Source organism: Bordetella sp. 2513F2, from assembly GCF_054642735.1.
Genome location: NZ_CM137755.1, coordinates 3,498,370 through 3,516,114, shown reverse-complemented (window position 1 = coordinate 3,516,114; position 17,745 = coordinate 3,498,370). Strand labels below are relative to the sequence as shown.

The window sequence follows — 17,745 nt, the reverse complement described above, 5'->3', positions numbered from 1 at the left end:
ATGGATACCGCCAACCATGCGGATGTCGTGCTGCATCGCGGCCGCATCGCCACGCTAGACCGGCGCAACCCCACGGCCAGCGCCGTGGCCGTCAAGGACGGCCGTTTCCTGGCTGTCGGCGATGACCGCGACGTCATGGCCCTGGCCGGGCCGGCCACGCGCGTCATCGACCTGGCCGGGCGCAGCGTCCTGCCGGGCCTGGTCGACAACCATACGCACGTGGTGCGCGGCGGCCTGAACTTCAACCTCGAGCTGCGCTGGGATGGCGTCCGCACGCTGGCCGATGCGATGGACATGCTGCGCCGCCAGGTCGCGGTGACGCCGCCGCCGCAATGGGTGCGGGTGGTGGGCGGATTCACGGAGCACCAGTTTTCCGAGAAGCGCCTGCCCACGCTCGAGGAGATCAACGCGGTGGCGCCGGATACGCCGGTGTTCCTGCTTCACCTGTACGACCGCGCATTGCTCAATGGCGCCGCCCTGCGCGCGGTGGGCTATACCCGGCAAACGCCCGAGCCGCCGGGCGGCGAGATCGTGCGCGACGCGCAGGGCAATCCCACGGGCATGCTGATCGCCAGGCCCAACGCCACCATCCTGTACGCGACGCTGGCGCGCGGCCCCAAGCTGCCGTTCGACTACCAGGTGAACTCCACCCGGCACTTCATGCGCGAGCTGAACCGGCTGGGCGTGACCGGGGTGATCGACGCCGGCGGCGGCTTCCAGAACTACCCTGAAGACTATGCCGTGGTCCAGAAGCTTGCCGACGAAGGCCTGATGACGGTGCGGCTGGCCTACAACCTGTTCACGCAGAAGCCCGGACATGAGAAGGAAGACTTCCTGAACTGGACCTCCACGGTCAAGTACAAGCAGGGCGACGACTACTTCCGCCACAACGGCGCCGGCGAGATGCTGGTGTTCTCCGCGGCCGACTTCGAGGATTTCCGCCAGCCGCGCCCGGACATGCCGCCCACGATGGAGGGCGAGCTCGAGGAGGTGGTGCGCGTGCTGGCGCAGAACCGCTGGCCGTGGCGCCTGCATGCCACCTACGACGAAACCATATCGCGCGCGCTGGACGTGTTCGAGAAGGTCGACCGCGACGTCCCGCTGGCCGGACTGAACTGGTTCTTCGACCATGCCGAGACGATCTCCCAGCGTTCGACCGATCGCATCGCGGCGCTGGGCGGAGGCGTGGCGGTGCAGCATCGCATGGCCTACCAGGGCGAGTATTTCGTCGAGTGCTATGGCGCTGCCGCCGCCGAGGCCACGCCGCCGGTGGCCCGCATGCTGGAGCAGGGCGTGCGCGTCTCGGCGGGCACCGACGCCACCCGTGTCGCGTCCTACAACCCGTGGGTTTCACTGGCCTGGATGATCACCGGCAAGACCGTGGGCGGCATGCAGCTCTATCCGCGCCGGAATTGCCTGGATCGCGAGACCGCACTGCGCATGTGGACCGAGAACGTGGCCTGGTTCTCCAGCGAAGAAGGCCGGCGCGGCCGCATCGAGGCCGGCCAGCTGGCCGACCTCATCGTGCCCGACAGGGACTACTTCGCCTGCCCCGAGGACGAGATCTCCTTTCTCGTGTCGGATCTCACCCTGGTCGGAGGGCGCGTGGTGTATGCCGCCGGGCAGTTCGCTGCGCTCGACGACAACCCGCTGCCGCCCGCCATGCCCGACTGGTCGCCGGTGCGGGCCTACGGCGGCTATGCGGCCTGGGGCGAACCGGAAGGCGCGGGGCGCAATTCGCTGGGCTATCGCATGGTGGCCGCCTGCGGCTGCGCGCGTGCCTGCGGCGTGCACGGGCACCGGCACGCGCACGCCTGGGGTTCGCGCCTGCCCGTATCGGACCCACAGGGCTTTTTCGGTGCGCTGGGCTGCTCCTGCTGGGCAGTCTAGCCGGGCCGCGACGGAGCAACGCGCATGACCTCACCCAACGGGCCTGCGCCCTCCAGCGGCTTCGCTCCGCTGCGCCAGCAGCTGTTCGCGGTGCTGTGGATCGCCACGGTCATAGGCAATACGGGCAGTTTCGTGCGCGACGTGGCGAGTGCCTGGATCATGACCGACCTGTCGCCCTCGCCGACGGCGGTGGCCATGGTGCAGGCCGCCGGCACCCTGCCGATCTTCCTGCTGGCGATACCGGCGGGCGTGCTGTCCGACATCCTCGACCGCCGACGCTTCCTGATCGCCATCCAGTTGCTGCTTGCCGCCGTGAGCGCCTGCCTGATGCTGCTGTCGGCCTGGGGCTTGCAGTCGGTGACGTCGCTGATCGCGCTGACGTTCCTGGGCGGGGTGGGCGCCGCGCTGATGGGGCCGACCTGGCAGTCCATCGTCCCGGAGCTGGTGGAGAAAAAGGACGTCAAGAGCGCGGTGGCGCTGAACTCCCTGGGGATCAACGTGGCGCGCGCCATCGGCCCGGCGCTGGGGGGCGCGGTGCTCGCCAGCCTGGGCGCGGCGGTCACCTACGGGGTGGACGTGATCAGCTATGTATTCGTGATCTCGGCCCTGCTGTGGTGGCGCCGGCCGGCCGTGGCCGAAGATGCGCTCGCCGAGCGCTTCTCCGGCGCGTTCCGGGCGGGCTTGCGGTATGCGCGCGCCAGTCGCGACCTGCACGTGGTGCTCATCCGCGCCTTCGTCTTCTTTGCGCTCGCCAGCTCGGTATGGGCGCTGCTGCCGCTGGTGGCCCGGGAACTGCTGGGCGGGGGCGCGGGCTTCTACGGCCTGCTGCTCGGCGCCGTGGGGCTGGGGGCCATAGGCGGGGCCGTGCTGCTGCCCCGCCTGCGCGCCCACCTGAGCGCCGACGGCCTGCTGCTCCTGGCTGCGCTGGTCACGGCGGCGGTGATGCTGTTCCTCGCGCTGGTGCCGGTGCAATGGGTTGCTGCCGTGGCGCTGCTGCTGCTGGGGGCGGCATGGATCACGGCGCTCACCACGCTCAACGGGGTGGCGCAGTCCATCCTGCCCAACTGGGTGCGGGGCCGTTCGCTGGCGGTCTATCTCACGGTGTTCAATGGCGCCATGACGGCCGGCAGCCTGGCATGGGGCGCGGTGGCGGAGCTCATCGGCGTGGCGTACACGCTGGCGGCCGGGGCGGCGGGCCTGGCCGCGACGGGCCTGGCTTCGCACGCGCTCAAGCTGCCCAGGGGCGAGGCCGACCTGGTGCCGTCCAACCATTGGCCCGAACCCCTGACCGCCGCGCCGGTGGATCACGACCGGGGGCCGGTCCTCATCCTCATCGAATACCGCATCGATCCGTCCGACCGTGCCGCTTTCCTCAAGGCGCTGGCCGGGCTGTCGGCCGAGCGGCGCCGCGACGGCGCCTACGACTGGGGCATCACCGAGGACGCCGAAGACGGCGGACTGATGCTGGAATGGTTCATGGTGGAGTCCTGGGCCGAACACATGCGGCAGCATCGCCGCGTGTCCCGGGCCGATGCCGATGTCCAGGAGTCGGTGCGTGCCTATCACCGCGGCAGCCAGCCGCCGCGCGTGCGGCACATGCTGGCGATCAACCGGCCCGGTCTCGGCCAGGCATAACGGCATCCCCATGCGCTTGCTCGACTTCTCTTCCTGGCACGGCCTGCTGCTGACGCTGCTGGGCCTGGCCCTGATCACGCTCATCGGCGTGGGAGTGCGCCTGCTGGTCATGCAGACGGTGCAGCAGCGCCGCGAACGCGAGAACCGCCAGATCAACGAACGCCTGCGCACGCTGATCGCGGCCTACAAGGTGCTGGGCGGCTCGTTCACCGGCAACCTGGCGGTGAACCCCGCCCATCTGCGCGAGTTGCGGGGGCGCGCCGAGCCGGTGGCGGCCACGGTGCCCGGAGGCGCCGGGCAGGAGGCGGAGGCCTCTCTGCCGCAGGACATGCTCGTGGGAAGTGCAGACGCCTACGCGTTCGATCGCCCCCGGCGCATACGCGATGCCGTCGAGGCGGCGCTCTCCGACATCATCTTGCTCGGCACGGAAGAGCAGGTGCGGCTCGCCGCGCATGCCGCCGCCGAACTGGCGGCCGGCCGGCCCGTGCATACCGCCGAACTGGTGGTTTCACTGCGCGACTTCATCCGTGCCGTGCTGGCCCTCGAGGCCGTTCCGGCCGATGTGCGGATTCCGCAGCAGGGCCCCGCGAGACCGGCGGGCCCGTCGGCCCGCGGGCGGGCGGAGGGCAGCGGCGCGGCGCGTGGCGGAGGACGTGGCGGAGCCGGTGGCGCAGGTGGCGCAGGCGTCGGCATGGGGTTGGGCCTGGGATCGGGCCTGTCCGGCGAAGAGCGGGATCGGCGCTGACAGGGCGGGGAGCCGGCTGCTGTCCGTGGATTTGTATTAAAAATGTTTTTCTTCGCGCGGCAATTACTGGTATTTACCCTAGTATTCAACGGAAGTGTCCTCAGGCTACAAACCGGTATTGTTTTTTTTATGTACCGAAACATGAATATCAGCCTGATAGGGTGTGGCGAGGTGGGCAGTTGCTACGCCCAGGCCTGGATGGCAGCGGGCCACAGGCTCGATGCCATCTGCGACCTGCGCCAGGATGCCGAGATGCAGGCGCGGGCCCGCGCCTACGGCGCCGCGCTGCATGCAGCGCCCGGGCCCTGGCTGGCCGACGCCGACCTGGTGGTGTGCGCGGTGTACGGCCATGCCGCCCGCGCCGTGGCCGAGCAGGCCATGCCACACATGCGACCAGGCACGCTGTACATGGATCTCACCACCGCCGGCGCGCCGGACATGCAGGCCGCTGCGGAGGTTGCCGCAAATCGCGGCATGCCGTTCGCCGACGTGGCGATCATGGGCGCCATCGCACTCCTGGGCGCCCGTACGCCGCTGCTGTGCGCCGGCACGGGCGCGCACGAGGCCGCCGCCACGATGCAGGCGTGCGGCGCTCCGGCACAGGCCATCGAGGGCCAGGCCGGTGACGCGGTGCGGCTCAAGCTGTTGCGCAGCATCCTCACCAAGGGCATGGAAAGCCTGGCGGTGGAATGCCTGGTGGCCGCCGAGAGCATGGGCCTGCGTGCGCCGTTGTACGAGGTCCTGGCCGACATGGACCGCACTCCGCTGACGACTTTCGTGGACGCCTTCGTGCGCTCGCACGTGCAGCATGCGCCGCGGCGCCTGGCCGAAGTGCGCGAGGCCCGCCAGCAACTGTGCGACGCGGGCCTGCAGCCCCTGGTGCTGGACGGCGTGGAGCGCCTGTTCGCACGCACCGCGCAGGGCTTGCAGGCGGCGCGCGCCGCGCAGGGCGGCGCACCGCTCGAGATACCCGACACCGTGCCGGAACGCCTGGCATGGCTGACGGCGCTGGCCCGGCAGCCCTGAGGGCGCGGCAGCCTCCCAAGGCTGCCGCAGCCGCATGACAACAACGACTCGTGAGGAAGACAATGCTATCGTTCAAGACACTGGCCGGCGCCGCTGCGCTGGCCCTGGCAGCCACCATGGCCGGCGCGGCCGATCTCGGATCGGCGCCCATCACCTTCATTTCGCCATTTCCGCCCGGCGGGGGCACCGATACGCTGACGCGCATGATGGCCACGGCCATCGGCCAGGACACCGGCTGGAACATCGTGGTGGAAAACAAGCCGGGCGCCGGCGGCAACCTGGCGCTGGACGCCACGGCGCGGGCCCGGCCCGACGGGCACACGCTGGTGATGGCACAGACCGACAACATCGTGCTGAACCCGTGGCTGTACCAGAAGCTCAGCTACGACACGTTCAAGGACTTTCGGCCGGTGGGCCTGGTGGCTTCGTCGCCCAGTGTCTTCGTGGTGCTGCCCGGATCGCCGTTCAAGACGCTGGACGACGTGGTGGCCGCCGCGCGGGCCAAGCCCGGCCAGGTCTCGCTGGGCATCCCGGGCATAGGCGGCAGCGGCGACCTCATCGGCCATCTCTGGCGCAAGGCGGCCGGCATCGAGCTGATGCACGTGCCCTACCGGGGCTGGTCGCAGGCGTTCCCCGACCTGATGAGCGGACGTATCGACCTCTATACCGGCTCGGTGGCCTCGCTGCTGCCGCAGATCAGCAGCGGCAAGGTGCGCGCCCTGGCCGTGGTGGCCGACCAGCGCTCGCCGGCGCTGCCGGAGGTGCCCACTTTCGTGGAGAGCGGTTTCAAGTCCATCAACCAGACCATCTGGTGGGGCCTGATGGCGCCCAGCCAGACGCCGGACGAGGTGATCGCCTCGCTGAACGCGGCCCTGAACCGGGCGCTGGACCAGCCCGAGGCGGCAAGGAAGCTGGAGGCCGCCGGCTACAGCGTCATGAAGGGCACGCCGGAAGACCTGGCCCGGCGCCACCGCACCGATCACGATGTGTTCGGCAAGGTGGTGCAGGACGCCGGCATTCCCAGGCAATAATGCACATCCCCATCACCCATTCAGGAGCACCTGCATGATCGGCTTCCAGATCCATCCCCGCACGCGCGCCGTGAGCGCGGAACTCGTCGAGAAATTCCGCAAGATCCCCGTGGCCAACATCAGCGACTGCATGTCGCGCATGACCGCCGGCGGCGCGCGGCTGCGCCCCATGCACGACGGATCGCTCCTGGCTGGCCCGGCCCTGACGGTGCGCACCCGCCCTGGCGACAATCTCATGGTGCACAAGGCGCTGAACCTGGCCCAGCCGGGCGACGTCGTCGTGGTGGATGCGGGCGGCGATCTCACCAATGCCATCATCGGCGAGATCATGACCACGTACGCCGCGTCCCGCGGCATCGCCGGCATCGTCATCAACGGCGCCATCCGCGATTCCGGCACCATCGGCCGCAGCGCCTTTCCGGTCTATGCGGCGGGCATCACCCATCGCGGCCCCTACAAGGACGGTCCGGGCGAGATCAACTGCACCGTGGCCCTGGACGGCATGACCGTGGCGCCGGGCGACCTGATCCTCGGCGACGAGGACGGCCTGCTGTGCGTGCCCTACGACCAGGCGGAAGCGCTCTACCAGGCTGCCTCCGCCAAGCACGCCGCCGAAGAGGAGACGCTGGCGCAGATCGCGGCCGGCAAGCTCGACACCTCCTGGATCGATGCGCGGCTGAAGGCCCTGGGCTGCGAACTGCCGGGGTGAGCATGAGCCCTGCAGCCGCATTGCGCGTGGCGCGCCTGGATCTCTGGCTCAATCCCGTCTTCGACGACGTGATCCGGCAGACCGGCGGCCTGGACCTCTCGGTGCTGCCCCCCGGCGCCGATGATCCCCGCACCTGGGCCGGCCTGGCCCAGGCCCATGCCTACCATGTGTCGGCTGCCAAGGACGAGCTGGCGCGCAGCTGGTTCGTGGGCGAGCCCCTGCTGGCCCGCTGTCCGGGCCTGCTGTGCGTTTCCTCGGGCGGCGCCGGCTACGACACGATAGACGTTCCCGCATGCACGCGGGCCGGCGTTGCGGTGGTGAACCAGGCCGGCGCCAATGCCGCGTCGGTGGCCGAGATGACCTTCGCCCTGCTGCTCTCGCTGGTCAAGAAACTCGACGCCTCCGGCGTAGCCCTGCGCAGCGGCGCGGCGTCGAGCCGCGAAGCGTTGATGGGCGACGAGATCGAGGGGCGGGTGCTGGGCATCGTCGGCCTGGGCGAGATCGGCCGGCGCGTGGCCCGCATCGGCGCAGGCTTCGGCATGCGCCCGATCGCCTTCGATCCCTTGCTGCCTGCCGACGAGATACGCGCACGCGGCGCGGAGCCCGTGGATTTCGACGGACTGCTGGCGCAGTCCGACGTGGTCAGCCTGCACTGCCCGCTGGACGCAAGCACGCGCGGCATGATGGATGCCCGGGCGTATGCGCGCATGAAGCCTGGCAGCCTGTTCCTGTCGACGGCACGTGGCGGCATCCACGACGAGGCTGCGCTGCTGGCGGCGCTGGAGGGCGGGCACCTGGCCGGCGCCGGGCTCGACGTCTGGTCGGTGGAGCCGCCTGCGCCCACGCATCCGCTGCTGCGGCGCACCGACGTGGTGGCGACCTTCCATACCGGCGGCGTCACCCACGATGCCAGGCGCAAGGTCGCCGAAGGCTCGGCCCGGCAGATCGCAGCCATGCTCGCCGGCGAGCGTCCGCCGCGCCTGCTTAATCCGGAGGTATGGCCGCGCTTCCTCGAGCGGCTGGCCCGGGCGCAGCGGTAGACGCCGCGGCAGGCCGGGGCGCGCCCCGGGGTTCAGTGGCCGGCGGGTGCGTCCCGCCGGCGCTGTTTCTGGAACAGCATCCGTGTTGCGGTGAGATGGAAGCGGGTGGCCGTCTCGGCATATTCCGCGTCGCGCATGCGCAGCGCCAGGATGATCTGGCGGTGATGCTCCACGCTGCGCAGCATGTCGTCGCGGCTGTAGAAGTAGAACGACCCGATGATGATGGGCATGTCCAGCAGCTGTTCCACCAGCGCGCGCACGCGCGCCGACTGCGAGGCCTCCAGCAGCGCATGGTGGAAACGGTTGTTGCAGTGCTGCACCTGCGCGACGCGATCGGGCTCGTCGGATTCCACGGCGCGCAGCATCTGCAGGTTCAGGGACTCCAGGAGGTCGATCTGCCCGGGCGTGGCGCGCCCGGCCGCCACGCGGGCGGCATAGGGCTCCAGCAGCAGCCGCAGCTCGAAGGCTTCGTCGATGTCGCGATCGAGCCAGCCCAGCACCACCGTGCCGCGTCCTTCGCGCTTGACCAGCCCGTCGGCAACCAGCCGTTCGATGGCGCTGCGCACCGGCGTGCGGCTTACCGACAGCTCCGCCGCGATGTGTTCTTCACGCAGGCGTTCGCCGGGCAGGAAGGCGCCCGACATCAGACGGCGTCGCAATTCCCCATAGACCAGGTCGCGTGCGCTAGGCATGTTCGGCGTGGGCTCCAGTACGCGGCATGAAGCTGCCGACTATACCCGAAGGCTGTCGTCCGCGGTCGGGCCGCCGCCGTGCCGGCGTGCGCCCGGGTTCAGCCTGCGCGCGCGCCCGAGGCCTTCACGATCTTGCCCCAGCTTGCCACTTCGCTGCCGATGAAGCGGCTGAATGCGTCGGGCGTGCTGCTCGCGGCGATCAGGCCCTCGTCCAGCAGGCGCCGGCTGATTGCCGGGTCCGCCAGCACCTGCGCCGTGGCCTGGGCCAGTCGTTGCGTCCGGGCAGGATCCATGCCCCTGGGCCCCAGCATCCCGTACCAGGCGCTGAAGTCGTAGCCCGGCAGGGTGTCGGCGATGGGCGGGATGTCGGGGTAGTTGCTCATGCGCCTGGCGCTGCTGATGCCCAGCGGCTTGAGCGTGCCGGACTGCAGCTGGCCTTTCGCCAGCGCCGCGCCTGCGAACATCAGGTCCACCTGGCCGCCCAGGAGATCGTTCATGGCCGGCGCGGTGCCCTTGTATGGCACCAGCAGGATGTCGACGCCCGCCTGCATCCTGATCACTTCCGAGCCCAGGTGGCCGGCCGACCCGATCCCGGGCAGGGCCATGCTGAGCTGGCCGGGCCTTGCCTTGGCCAGCGCGATGAGCTCGGCCATGTTGCCGGCCTGCACCTTGGGGTTGGCCAGCAGCACGGAGGGCGCCGTGGCCACCTGCGAGATGGGCGTGAAGTCGTTGATGGGATCGAAGGGGAGCTGGTCGTACAGCGTGGCATTGATGGCATGGCTGGTGTAGCACATCAGCAGCGTGGCGCCGTCCGGCTGCGCGCCGGCCACGGCCTGGGCGGCGATGTTGCCGCCTGCGCCAGGGCGGTTCTCCACCACGAAGGTGCTGCCCAGGGCCTGGCCCAGCTCGGCGGCCAGCACCCGTGCCACGGTGTCGGTTCCGCCGCCCGGGGTGGCGCCCACGATGATGCGTGTGGGGGCGCTGGCCCGTGCCAGGCCGGACGCGGCCAGCATGCCGGCGCCGATGGCGCCCATGAAGGATCTGCGATGCATGGTTGTCCTCGGAAGTGTTCTGGACGGCTGGCGTGCCAGTCGTCAATTCGGGAACCCGTACAGTTGCGCGGGGTTGTCCACGAGGATGCGCCGGCGCACGGCTTCGTCGGGAACCCAACTTGTGAAGGCGTCGACCAGCGCGCCGTCGTCGGGCACTTCCTGCGGGGGAAACAGCGCGGGATGGGGCCAGTTTGTGCCGAATACCAGGCGGTCGGGGCGGGTATCGACGAGGGCCGCGACGATGGGCTCCATGTCTTCGTGCGTACCTCCCGCATCCGATCGGCGATACCAGCTGGAGATCTTCGTCCAGCAGTCGTCCCGCTGTTTCAACAGGCGCAGCAGTGCCTGGAAACCCCGCTGGCCGGGTCCTTCGGCGCCGCGCACGCAGCCCAGGTGGTCGAAGACCAGCGGCACGGGGATGCGCAGCAGGGTGTCTTCCAGTTCGAAGATCTCGTCGGCGCGGGCCACGTGCACCTGGACGTGCCAGCCCAGGCGCTGCACACGGGAGGCGTAGTGCGCGATGGCCTGGGTGCCGCCATAGCCCTGGACGTGGGTGGATACGCGCACGCCGCGCATGCCGCCAGCGTGAAGAGCGTCCAGCTCGCCGTCGCTCACGTCGGGGTGCAGGCCCGCGACGCCACGGGCCCGATCCTGGCCCAGCCGCCCAATGACGTCGAGGGTAAGGCTGTTGTCGGCGCCGTAGACGCTGGCGCTGACCTGTACCGTACGGGACAGGCCCACCTCGCGGCACATATCCAGATACTGTTCCAGTGTGGCGCTGGCCGGTGTATAGGATCGCCCCGGCGCGAGCGGATGGCGCGCCGGGTCTTCGTAAACGTGGCAATGGCAATCCGTGGCGTGCTCAGGGAGCACGACGCGCGGCCGGGATACCTGCCGCATGGGCGGCAGGCACAGCCGCGGCTCGGCGGTGGCGTGATGATCCATGAGTTGTCCCGCTCTAGTTGGTGGCCGGCTTGATGCCGGCGGCGGAGATGACGTTCGCCCATTTCGCGGTCTCGCTTGCCAGGGTGGCGTCGAATTCCGCGGGCGTACCGGGTTGCGGGTCGGCGCCCAGCTCGCGGAATTTCCCCGCCACGTCGTCGCGCTGGAGCGTCGCCTGCAGGGCAGCGTTCACCCGCAGCAGCATCTCGGGCGCCGTTCCCTTGGGAAACAGCAGGCCGGTCGTGGTGGAAGCTTCGAATCCCGGCAGGCCGGATTCGGCGAGGGTGGGCAGGCCGGGGGCCATGGCGGTGCGTTCCGCGGTGGTTACGCCCAGCGCCGTGAGCTTGCCCGCCTCGATCTGGGCACGAGTGGACGCCAGCTGGTCGAAGGTCAGGTCTACATGCCCGCCCAGCAGGTCCGACACCGCCAGGCTGCTGCCCTTGTACGGTACGTGCAGCAGCTGGATGCCGCTTTGCTTCTGGAAGTATTCGCCGGTCAGGTGCGCGGCGGTGCCGATGCCGGCGGTGGCGAACGTGAGCTTGCCTGCCTTGGCCTTCGCGTATTCGACGAATTCAGCCAGAGTCCGGACCGGCAGGCTCGGGCCTACGGCCAGGACCAGCGGTGCGCGCGCGATGGACCCGGCCGATACGAAGTCCTGGGCGGGGCTGAGCTTCGCGTCGGGATGCAGCGATTTCACGGGCGCCAGGGCGCCGGTGGATCCCAACAGCGCGGTGTAGCCGTCGGGCGCGGCGCGCGCCACGAATTCCGCCCCGACGATGCCTCCCGCGCCGGCGCGGTTCTCGACGATGACGGCCTGGCCCAACTGTGCAGAGAGGCCCTCGGCCACGATCCGGGCCGTCGCGTCGATGTTTCCGCCGGGCGGGAATGGCACGATCAACTTGATCGGTTTGTCGGGGTAGGCGCCGCCGGCGGCAATCGCCGTGGTACAGCACAGCATCGCGATCAGGCTGCAGAGCTTGCGTTTCATTGTTGTCTCCTCGTTTTTTGTGATGAGTGTCGGGCCTGGACGGCCCTAGGTCTCGCCGGCGTAGCGCCTTCCGGTCTCCAGCAGTTCGGGCGTACCTATCACCGCATTGAGTCCGTCGAAGTCGTTCATCTCCTCGCGGAACGGCCGGGTGGTGCCGTGCTCCTTGAGGCCGGCGAAATAGCGCTGCAGCTGGCGCGATACGAAGCGGGCGGTGCCGCCGGGGTAGATCACGATGCGATAGCCGCGCGCGCCGAGCTCGGCGGCGCTCTGGATCGGGGTCTTGCCGCCCTCGACCATATTGGCGAGCATGGGCACGCGGCCGGCGAAGCGTCCGCATACGCGGTCCATGTCCTGGGCGCTGTGCACGGCCTCGATGAACAAGGCGTCCACGCCGCACTCCAGGTAGGCCTCCGCGCGTTCGATGGCAGCATCCAGGCCCTCCACCGCGACGGCATCGGTGCGGGCCAGGATGAGCGTGCCGGCATCGTGCCGGGCATCCAGCGCGGCACGCAGCTTTCCGCACATTTCGTGCGGCGGGACCAGCGGCTTGCCATCCAGGTGTCCGCAGCGCTTGGGGAAGGTCTGGTCCTCCAGCTGGATCATGGCAGCCCCGGCGCGCTCGAACAGGCGCACCGTGCGCTGCGTGTTCAGCGCGTTGCCGTAGCCCGTGTCGCCGTCGACGATGAGGGGCAGCGATACGCGGTCGGTGATGCGCGCCAGCACGTCGGCGGTTTCCGTGGCGGTGGTGAGCCCTACGTCGGAGCGGCCCAGCTGCGTGTATGCCACCGCGCCGCCGGAGAGGTACAGCGCGTCGAAGCCGGCCTGTTCGGCAATGAGCGCAGTGAGCGCGTCGTAGACGCCGGGCGCCAGCACCGGCGCGGGCCGGGCCAGGCGTTCCTTCAGTTGGGATGTCGGCACGCGGGGTCTCCTCAAGCCGTGGCCGTCGCGTCGGCGGCGAGTATGCGTTCCATGTCTTCCTTGCGCACCTTCGGGCGCCAGGTCTCGAACAGCATGCCCAGGGCGGCTGCCTGGCGCTTTTCGTATTCCAGGAACTCGCGCGTGATGGCGCTGCCCCGCACGCCGCCGCGCACCGCGCCTGCCCGCACGTCGCCGTAGTATTCCTCCCAGTCGGCCGGCAGGGGCTGCGAGCCGGGGATGGACAGCCAGAGGCGGAACAGGTGGCGCTTGCGGTCGGGTTCGTCGTAGTCTTCGAACGGCGTGCGCGAATGCAGCGTCACGTAGTTGTTCAGCAACTGCATGTCGCCCTGCTCCAGTTCCATGGTGTAGCACAGGAGCTCGCTGGGCATCAGCTCGTCCAGCAGGTCCAGCGCCTCGGTCTGTGCCGGGGTGAGCCGGGGGATTTCGGGAAAGTCGCGCTGGGCGGCAATGGTGTTCTTGCGGTTGGTGCGCGCGGCGAAGTAGTCGGGATGGCTGCCGAAGATGGGGCAGCGGTAGTAGGGCGGCTGGCTGGGATCCTGCGTGCCCTGGTAGCTGTGGTAGAAGGCGCCTTTCAGCACGGGGATCAGGTCGGGGCGGCGGCGCTGCACTTCCTCGTAGAGGGCGATGGAGCTGATCACCTTGCTCGTGCCCCCGGCCTTGGCGGTGCGGCGGCAGAGCAGGCCGACCACGTCGCAGGAGTCCTGGTGGAAGTCCAGGCCCGCATTGGTGTTGTAGCCGCGGCCGCCCTTGACCTTGTATTCGCCGCCTTCGTTGCGCACGTCGTTCATGAATTCGCTGGCGCGGTTCTGGGTACGCCCCACGCCCATGTACAGGCTCATGCCCCAATAGGCCAGGCGCGATTCGGCCTCCGTCCATTCGTCCACGGGGAAGCCCTTCACCAGGCACATGCCCCAGCGCCCTTGCGTGGTGTCGATCGCGCGCTGCAATACCTGGCGCGCTGCCGGGCTGAGCGGGAAATCGGCCTGCTCCATGGCGAGCAGGGGCTTGGCCAGTTGCCTGGCATGCGCCAGCGCATCGCGAAAGCCCTGGATTTCCTCCTGGGTGAGGCGCAGGACCCATGAATCGTCTTCGCGCGCCTGCTGGGCGGTCCAGGCCTGGGGGCGTGGTTGAGTGGGGGCAGACATCGTGCTCGCTCCTGGTGGTAGGTATCCGGGCGCTAGTCTGGCATGGGGTGCTTCATTAGAATAGCGAACTTATTTGAGCTACTTCATAAGGATTCTTGATGAAGATCGAGACCTTCTACACCCTCGAGGCGGTGCTGCAGGCGGGCACTTTTGCCGGCGCCGCCAGGCAGGCGAACGTGACGCCGAGCGCCGTCAGCATGCAGATGAAGCAGCTCGAACTGTATCTGGGCAAACCGCTGTTCGATCGTTCCGGGCTCCAGGCCCGGCCGAACCGGCTGGCGCACGAGGTGGCCGCGCTGCTGCGCGACGGCCTGCGCGGGCTGGAGGCCCTGCGCACGGGGCACAGCCTGGCGGTGGAGGGGCTGGTGCGCCTGGGCGTCATCGAATCGCTGCAGCCGGTGGTGCTGCCGGGAATCATGCGTTTCCTGCGCGAACGCCATCCCCGCCTGGAACTGAGGCTGTCGCGCGGGCGCAGCAGCACGCTGACGGCCGCCGTCAAGGCGGGAGAGATCGATGCCGCGCTGGTGGCGCAGCCCCCCACGGGAGGCTCCGCCCGCCTGCGCTGGACGCCGATGCTGCGGCGCGAGCTCGTGGTGGTGGCGCCGCCCGACGCGCAGGACAACAGCGTGGCCGCGCTGTTCCGTCAGTACGACTGGATCCGCTACGACCGCGGCACCGTCACGGGCACCATGGCGCACCAGTATGTCAGCGCGAATGTATCGGAGGTCCACGGCACGCTGGAGTTCGACAGTGCGCCGGCCATCGTCGCCATGGTGAGCGCCGGCTTGGGGCTCTCGGTGCTGCAGATGCCTGATCCGCAGGCCCTGCAGAACTATCCCGTGCGTATCGTGCGGCTGGGCCGCGGCGCGCCGGTGCTGCAGCTGTCGATGGTCACGCGCAAGCACGACGACGACAACCGGCTGGTCGACGCCGTACGCGAGGCCATGCAGTCCAGCCTGGCCACGTACCAGCGCAAGACGGCGCCGGTCGGGCGCTGAACCGGGGGACGACTGCCGGCGAAGCTTGTCCGGCGCGCTGCGGCGGCCCTAGTTGACGAACTGCGGAAGGTACAGCGAGATTGCCGGAAACAGGATCAGGAGGCTCAGCCGTCCGACGTCGCCGATGACGAAGGGCATCACCCCGCGGAAAATCGTCTGCGTGCTGACGCCGGGCAGCAGGCCGCGCAGCACGAACACGTTCATGCCGAACGGCGGGGTGATGAAGCTGATCTCGGTGACCACCACCACGATGATGCCGAACCAGATCAGGTCGAACCCCAGGCTCTGCACCAGCGGGTAGAACACCGGCACGGTCAGCAGGATCATCGACATGCTCTCGAGGACGCAGCCCAGCACGATGTAGATGCCGCAGATGGCGAAGATCACGGCCAGCGGACTCAGCTGGTAGCGTTCCACCAGCGCCAGGAGGTCGGCCGGCAGCGACGTGAAATTGATGAAATTGGCCAGCATCAGCGCGCCTATCATCACCAGGAAGATCATGCCGGTGGTCTTGGCCGATTCCACCACCACGTCCACGAAAGTGCGCCAGCTCATGGTGCGGCGGCAGCAGGCGAAGACGAAACCCAGGAACGCGCCGATGCCGGCGGCTTCCGCGGGGGTGAAGGCGCCGGCATAGATGCCGCCCATGAGCATGGCGATCAGTGCCAGCACGCTCCACACCCGGCCCAGCGCGTGACGGATCTGCGGCCACGTGTGGCGCTCGCCCTTGGGGCCGGCGGCCGGATCGCGGCGCACCACCCAGCCGACCGCCAGCATGTAGCAGGCTATCGCCAGCAGGCCGGGCAGCACGCCGGCGGCGAACATCTTGCCGATGCTCTGCTCGGTCAGCAGGCAGTACACGACCATGATGATGGAAGGCGGAATCAGGATGCCCAGCGTGCCGCCCGCCGCGATCGATCCGGCGGCCAGTTTCTCGCTGTAGCCGATGCGGCGCATTTCCGGATAGGCCACTTTGGCCATGGTGGCCGCCGTGGCCAGGCTGGAGCCGCAGATCGCGCCGAAGCCGCCGCAGGCGACGATGGTGGACATGGCCAGGCCGCCGCGCCGGTGGCCCAGCACCGCGTGCGCGGCCGCATACAGTTCGCGCGACATGCGCGACTGGGTCACGAAATTGCCCATCAGGATGAACAGCGGCAACACCGACAGCAGATACTGGAACCCGCTTTCGTAGATCACCGAGCCGGCCATGGCGTAGGCCGCGTTCCAGTTGCGCACCAGTCCCAGGCCGATGAACCCGACCAGCGCCATGGCGAAGGCGACGGGCACGCGCAGGAAAACCAGCAACAACATGACGCCGAGCGCCAGCAGGGATTCAGTCATGATGCGTCGCTTCCTCGGGGCTGGACCGGCACAGGTTGGCGGCCTGGTAGATGGCGTCCAGGGCCAGCAGTACGGCCATGAAATAGACGAACGGGGCGAGGGGGATGCCCAGCATGGCGGTCATGTCGCCGTAGTCGGCGGTGCTGGCCGCTTTGCCCCAGGTGATCCAGGCCAGGAAGCCGCTGACGATCATGGCGATCAGCGCACCGAAGCGATCCTGCAGGCGCACGGCGCGCGCCGTGAACAGGTGGCTGAAGCCGTCCATCGTGATGTGGCCGCGCGAACGGGTCATGAGAGGAATGCTGGAGAAGATGACGGCGATCATCATCAGCTCGACCAGCTCGACCGAGCCGATGATGGGGCGGTTGAGCAGATAGCGGCCCGTCGCGTCGACGACGGTCAGCAGGCTCATGCCGCACAGGCTGATCACCGCGATGGCCTTGAGCAAGGCCACGATCGCGCAGTTCAGGATCTTCATGGCGTCCTCGCTGGAATGCGCGCCGGCCTCGGGCCGGCGCCTGCCGCGCTCATTGGCCGTCGAGCTGCTTGATCTCGGCGCGAAACGCCGCCAGCGCGGCCGGGCCGTCGATGCCTTTGGCCGCGGCCGCGTCCAGCCAGGCCTGCTCGAAGCCCTGGGTGCGCTCGCGCACCGCCGCCACCAGCGCGGGGTCCGCATGCACCACTTGTATTCCGCCGCCGTTCAGCACCTTGTGCGCTTCGGCGTCGTGCTTGTCCCACGCCTTGCCGGCCAGTTCGGCCAGGTGGCGGCCCGACAGCTTGAGCAAGGCGTCCTGGTCCTGCCTGGACAGGCGCGCGAATGCGTCGCGGTTCATGATGACCGCGTGCGAGTCCGAGTACAGCCCGCCAGGAAAGACCGTGGCGTTCTTGATGATGCCGTCGAGCTTGAAGGACACCAGCGACTCGGCGGGGAAGAACACGCCGTCCACCACGCCGGTGCTCAGCAGCTCATAGGATTCCGGGGCCGGCTTGGCGATCGGTATGGCGCCGATTGCCTTGGCGACATCGGCCGCCATGCCGCCGCCCACCCGCACCTTCAAGCCCTGGAAGGCATCGATGTTCGCAAGCAGCCTGCTGGTCGTGAATGCGATGCCGGGGCCGTGCGCGTAGATGCCCAGCAGCCGTACGCCCTTGTGCTCGTCGGCGGGCAGCAGGTACTTCTCGTAGGTGTCCCACGCGGCGATGGAGCGCGAGGTGGCGGTGTTGCCGGAGAACGGCATCACGGCGAATTTGGTGAGCTGGAAGCGGCCCGGATAGTAGGCGTGGGAGATGAATGAAATGTCCACCAGGCCGTCGCGCACCGCGTCGAAATGCCCGGCCGGGTTGGTGACCGGCTTGGGCAGCAGGCGCAGGGTCACGCGGCCGTCGGTGGCCTGCTCGATCTCCTTGGCCCAGGGCATGATGAAGTCTGCGACCACCGCATGGGTGGGAGGCAGCCAGCTGGATACGGTCAGTTCGACTTTCTTCTGTGCCTGCGCGGGCAGGGCGGCGGCCAATGCCGCGCCGGCAATCACGATGGTGGCCAGGGTCTTGGTCATGGTGTCTCCTCGGTAT

At 69.0% G+C, this 17,745-nt stretch carries 17 protein-coding genes; 8 read left to right on the top strand and 9 right to left on the bottom strand.

The window, feature by feature from the left end; genetic code table 11:
• The 7 genes from ACYBYQ_RS16610 to ACYBYQ_RS16580 all read left to right on the top strand — a co-directional run bounded on the left by ACYBYQ_RS16610 (position 1) and on the right by ACYBYQ_RS16580 (position 8,076).
• Complete coding sequence (locus tag ACYBYQ_RS16610; RefSeq protein WP_459615531.1) at positions 1–1,890, top strand: amidohydrolase; 1,890 nt, start codon at positions 1–3, stop codon at positions 1,888–1,890.
• Positions 1,891–1,914: 24 nt separating this feature from the next.
• Positions 1,915–3,525, top strand: coding sequence for an MFS transporter (locus ACYBYQ_RS16605; protein ID WP_459615529.1), 1,611 nt, complete (start codon positions 1,915–1,917; stop codon positions 3,523–3,525).
• Between the two features lie 10 nt (positions 3,526–3,535).
• Positions 3,536–4,270, top strand: a complete 735-nt coding sequence (locus tag ACYBYQ_RS16600; protein WP_459615527.1) for a hypothetical protein — start codon at positions 3,536–3,538, stop codon at positions 4,268–4,270.
• A gap of 141 nt (positions 4,271–4,411) precedes the next feature.
• On the top strand, positions 4,412–5,296 hold the full coding sequence (locus ACYBYQ_RS16595; protein ID WP_459615525.1) for an NAD(P)-dependent oxidoreductase: 885 nt from the start codon (positions 4,412–4,414) through the stop codon (positions 5,294–5,296).
• Positions 5,297–5,358: 62 nt separating this feature from the next.
• Positions 5,359–6,327 (top strand): Bug family tripartite tricarboxylate transporter substrate binding protein, encoded by a 969-nt coding sequence (locus ACYBYQ_RS16590; RefSeq protein WP_459615523.1) that lies wholly within the window; start codon positions 5,359–5,361, stop codon positions 6,325–6,327.
• A gap of 34 nt (positions 6,328–6,361) precedes the next feature.
• Positions 6,362–7,036, top strand: coding sequence for an RraA family protein (locus tag ACYBYQ_RS16585; protein WP_459615521.1), 675 nt, complete (start codon positions 6,362–6,364; stop codon positions 7,034–7,036).
• Positions 7,037–7,038: 2 nt separating this feature from the next.
• Entirely contained in the window at positions 7,039–8,076 is a 1,038-nt protein-coding gene (locus ACYBYQ_RS16580; protein WP_459615519.1) for a hydroxyacid dehydrogenase, read from the top strand.
• A 32-nt stretch (positions 8,077–8,108) separates the two neighbouring features.
• Here the strand turns inward: ACYBYQ_RS16580 and ACYBYQ_RS16575 are convergent, their stop codons facing one another.
• The 6 genes from ACYBYQ_RS16575 to ACYBYQ_RS16550 form a co-directional block, all read right to left on the bottom strand.
• On the bottom strand, positions 8,109–8,768 hold the full coding sequence (locus tag ACYBYQ_RS16575; protein WP_459615517.1) for a GntR family transcriptional regulator: 660 nt from the start codon (positions 8,766–8,768) through the stop codon (positions 8,109–8,111).
• 98 nt (positions 8,769–8,866) lie between these two features.
• Positions 8,867–9,820: a Bug family tripartite tricarboxylate transporter substrate binding protein gene (locus ACYBYQ_RS16570; protein WP_459615515.1), complete on the bottom strand. Its 954-nt coding sequence runs from the start codon at positions 9,818–9,820 to the stop codon at positions 8,867–8,869.
• Positions 9,821–9,862: 42 nt separating this feature from the next.
• A complete protein-coding gene (locus tag ACYBYQ_RS16565) occupies positions 9,863–10,765 on the bottom strand; it encodes an amidohydrolase family protein (RefSeq protein ID WP_459615513.1) in 903 nt (300 codons plus the stop codon).
• 13 nt (positions 10,766–10,778) lie between these two features.
• Complete coding sequence (locus tag ACYBYQ_RS16560; protein ID WP_459615511.1) at positions 10,779–11,750, bottom strand: Bug family tripartite tricarboxylate transporter substrate binding protein; 972 nt, start codon at positions 11,748–11,750, stop codon at positions 10,779–10,781.
• 45 nt (positions 11,751–11,795) lie between these two features.
• Positions 11,796–12,668, bottom strand: coding sequence for an isocitrate lyase/PEP mutase family protein (locus ACYBYQ_RS16555; RefSeq protein ID WP_459615509.1), 873 nt, complete (start codon positions 12,666–12,668; stop codon positions 11,796–11,798).
• Between the two features lie 11 nt (positions 12,669–12,679).
• Positions 12,680–13,834: a TauD/TfdA family dioxygenase gene (locus ACYBYQ_RS16550; protein WP_459615507.1), complete on the bottom strand. Its 1,155-nt coding sequence runs from the start codon at positions 13,832–13,834 to the stop codon at positions 12,680–12,682.
• Positions 13,835–13,932: 98 nt separating this feature from the next.
• On the opposite strand from ACYBYQ_RS16550, the gene ACYBYQ_RS16545 reads away from it, so the two are divergent.
• A complete protein-coding gene (locus ACYBYQ_RS16545) occupies positions 13,933–14,832 on the top strand; it encodes a LysR family transcriptional regulator (protein ID WP_459615505.1) in 900 nt (299 codons plus the stop codon).
• Between the two features lie 48 nt (positions 14,833–14,880).
• Here ACYBYQ_RS16545 and ACYBYQ_RS16540 read toward each other — a convergent pair whose 3' ends face one another.
• From ACYBYQ_RS16540 to ACYBYQ_RS16530, 3 genes are read right to left on the bottom strand one after another with little or no spacing between them, the layout of a single operon-like run.
• Positions 14,881–16,173: a TRAP transporter large permease gene (locus ACYBYQ_RS16540; protein ID WP_459615503.1), complete on the bottom strand. Its 1,293-nt coding sequence runs from the start codon at positions 16,171–16,173 to the stop codon at positions 14,881–14,883.
• Positions 16,166–16,651, bottom strand: a complete 486-nt coding sequence (locus ACYBYQ_RS16535; protein WP_459615501.1) for a TRAP transporter small permease — start codon at positions 16,649–16,651, stop codon at positions 16,166–16,168. Before ACYBYQ_RS16535 ends, ACYBYQ_RS16540 begins: the two co-directional genes overlap by 8 nt.
• A 49-nt stretch (positions 16,652–16,700) precedes the next feature.
• Complete coding sequence (locus tag ACYBYQ_RS16530; protein WP_459615499.1) at positions 16,701–17,729, bottom strand: TRAP transporter substrate-binding protein; 1,029 nt, start codon at positions 17,727–17,729, stop codon at positions 16,701–16,703.
• Between the last annotated feature and the right edge of the window lie 16 nt (positions 17,730–17,745).

Coding starts and splice junctions, on each gene's coding strand:
- ACYBYQ_RS16600 (WP_459615527.1), top strand. CDS start 3,536: ATGCGCTTGCTCGACTTCTCTTCCTGGCACGGCCTGCTGCTGACGCTG.
- ACYBYQ_RS16560 (WP_459615511.1), bottom strand. CDS start 11,750: ATGAAACGCAAGCTCTGCAGCCTGATCGCGATGCTGTGCTGTACCACG.
- ACYBYQ_RS16540 (WP_459615503.1), bottom strand. CDS start 16,173: ATGACTGAATCCCTGCTGGCGCTCGGCGTCATGTTGTTGCTGGTTTTC.
- ACYBYQ_RS16585 (WP_459615521.1), top strand. CDS start 6,362: ATGATCGGCTTCCAGATCCATCCCCGCACGCGCGCCGTGAGCGCGGAA.
- ACYBYQ_RS16545 (WP_459615505.1), top strand. CDS start 13,933: ATGAAGATCGAGACCTTCTACACCCTCGAGGCGGTGCTGCAGGCGGGC.
- ACYBYQ_RS16580 (WP_459615519.1), top strand. CDS start 7,039: ATGAGCCCTGCAGCCGCATTGCGCGTGGCGCGCCTGGATCTCTGGCTC.
- ACYBYQ_RS16605 (WP_459615529.1), top strand. CDS start 1,915: ATGACCTCACCCAACGGGCCTGCGCCCTCCAGCGGCTTCGCTCCGCTG.
- ACYBYQ_RS16535 (WP_459615501.1), bottom strand. CDS start 16,651: ATGAAGATCCTGAACTGCGCGATCGTGGCCTTGCTCAAGGCCATCGCG.
- ACYBYQ_RS16570 (WP_459615515.1), bottom strand. CDS start 9,820: ATGCATCGCAGATCCTTCATGGGCGCCATCGGCGCCGGCATGCTGGCC.
- ACYBYQ_RS16565 (WP_459615513.1), bottom strand. CDS start 10,765: ATGGATCATCACGCCACCGCCGAGCCGCGGCTGTGCCTGCCGCCCATG.
- ACYBYQ_RS16550 (WP_459615507.1), bottom strand. CDS start 13,834: ATGTCTGCCCCCACTCAACCACGCCCCCAGGCCTGGACCGCCCAGCAG.
- ACYBYQ_RS16590 (WP_459615523.1), top strand. CDS start 5,359: ATGCTATCGTTCAAGACACTGGCCGGCGCCGCTGCGCTGGCCCTGGCA.
- ACYBYQ_RS16595 (WP_459615525.1), top strand. CDS start 4,412: ATGAATATCAGCCTGATAGGGTGTGGCGAGGTGGGCAGTTGCTACGCC.
- ACYBYQ_RS16530 (WP_459615499.1), bottom strand. CDS start 17,729: ATGACCAAGACCCTGGCCACCATCGTGATTGCCGGCGCGGCATTGGCC.
- ACYBYQ_RS16575 (WP_459615517.1), bottom strand. CDS start 8,768: ATGCCTAGCGCACGCGACCTGGTCTATGGGGAATTGCGACGCCGTCTG.
- ACYBYQ_RS16610 (WP_459615531.1), top strand. CDS start 1: ATGGATACCGCCAACCATGCGGATGTCGTGCTGCATCGCGGCCGCATC.